At 45.7% G+C, this 1,543-nt stretch carries 2 protein-coding genes; both read left to right on the forward strand.

From position 1 onward, the window contains the following. Positions 1-310, forward strand: a 310-nt coding sequence (locus tag B4J23_RS03125; protein WP_291358733.1) for an ACT domain-containing protein, incomplete at its 5' end; no start/stop codon positions are given. Positions 311-367: 57 nt separating this feature from the next. After that, a complete protein-coding gene (gene thrC, locus B4J23_RS03130; RefSeq protein WP_104426956.1) occupies positions 368-1,507 on the forward strand; it encodes a threonine synthase in 1,140 nt (379 codons plus the stop codon). Positions 1,508-1,543: the final 36 nt, after the last annotated feature.

Here is a 1,543-nt window from a genome sequence, read left to right on the forward strand (position 1 = left end):
ACTGGCTTTTGAAAGCTTAAGTGACCTGCCAATCCTGCCACGTGAAGAAATGACGACTGGATACTACATCCGGATCAATGCTGAAGATCAAACCGGAGTACTGGCTGAAGTAACCTCTATTCTAAGCCGCGAAGGCATCAGTATTGATGCAATTCTGCAGCAGTCACGTCTGAAAGATCTTATTCCTATCGTGATCCTGACTGATCCAGTCAAGGAAGCGAAAATGGATGAAGCGTTAAAACAAATTCAAGCTCTTCCTGTCATTCATGGCGAAATTGTACGAATTCGTTTAGAATCGCTTGATAATTAATCGGGTCGAGGGGACACTCTCCCCTTGCCAAGCTCTACACACAATTGGAACATCATCATGTCGAATGCCAATCGTTATACTGGTTTAGTTGACCGCTATCGCGACCGTTTACCAGTGTCTGCAACTACTAAAGCCGTTTCTCTGGGTGAAGGTAACACGCCACTGATTAAGCTTGCGAATATTCCGCGCATTATTGGCAAAAATGTTGAAATTTATGTGAAGTACGAGGGCTTAAACCCGACTGGTTCATTTAAAGACCGTGGTATGACCATGGCGGTAACAAAAGCGGTTGAAGAAGGCTCTAAAGCGATTATCTGTGCTTCTACAGGTAATACTTCAGCTGCTGCTGCAGCTTATGCAGCGCGTGCAGGTATCAAAGCGTTTGTTTTAATCCCAGAAGGCAAAATTGCGATGGGTAAAATGGCGCAAGCGATGATGTATGGTGCGATCACCATGCAAATCCGCGGTAACTTCGATGACGGTATGCGTCTGGTAAAAGAAATCGCTGATAAAGCACCTGTCACTATCGTGAACTCAATCAACCCGTACCGTCTGCAAGGTCAAAAAACCATTGCTTACGAAATCGTGGATGAATTGGGCCGTGCACCAGATTACCACTGCCTGCCTGTAGGTAATGCGGGTAACATTACTGCGCACTGGATGGGTTATACCGAAGCGGTTGCAAATCAGCCTGCTGGCGAGTTTGAACAAGTGGTTTACGACGCTGCAACTGATGCCTTCACTGGTCCTAAACCTGAAGGTCTGCCAACAATGGTAGGTTACCAGGCTTCTGGTGCTGCACCTTTCCTTCGTGGTGCACCTGTTGAAAATCCTGAAACTGTTGCAACTGCAATCCGTATCGGTAATCCACAAAGCTGGAACCATGCGAAAGCGGTTGTTCGTGATTCTAAAGGCTGGTTCGATGAACTGACTGATGCCGAGATTCTGGAAGCGCAACGTCTTCTTTCTATGTATGAAGGCGTATTCGTAGAACCTGCATCTGCAGCTTCAATCGGTGGCGCAATCCGTGACATTAAAGCAGGTAAAATTGCTGAAGGTTCTGTGATCGTGTGTACCGTAACTGGTAACGGTCTGAAAGATCCGGATACTGCGATCAAACAATGTTCTGATGCTGTAATGCTTTCAATTGACGCAACTTTAGAACAGGTTCGTGAATCTATTCTTTCTAATATGTAAGATACAAAATCAAAAAAGCCCTGCAATTGCAGGGCT

Origin of the sequence: Acinetobacter sp. UBA3025 (assembly GCF_002367915.1) — a bacterium.
GTDB lineage: Bacteria > Pseudomonadota > Gammaproteobacteria > Pseudomonadales > Moraxellaceae > Acinetobacter.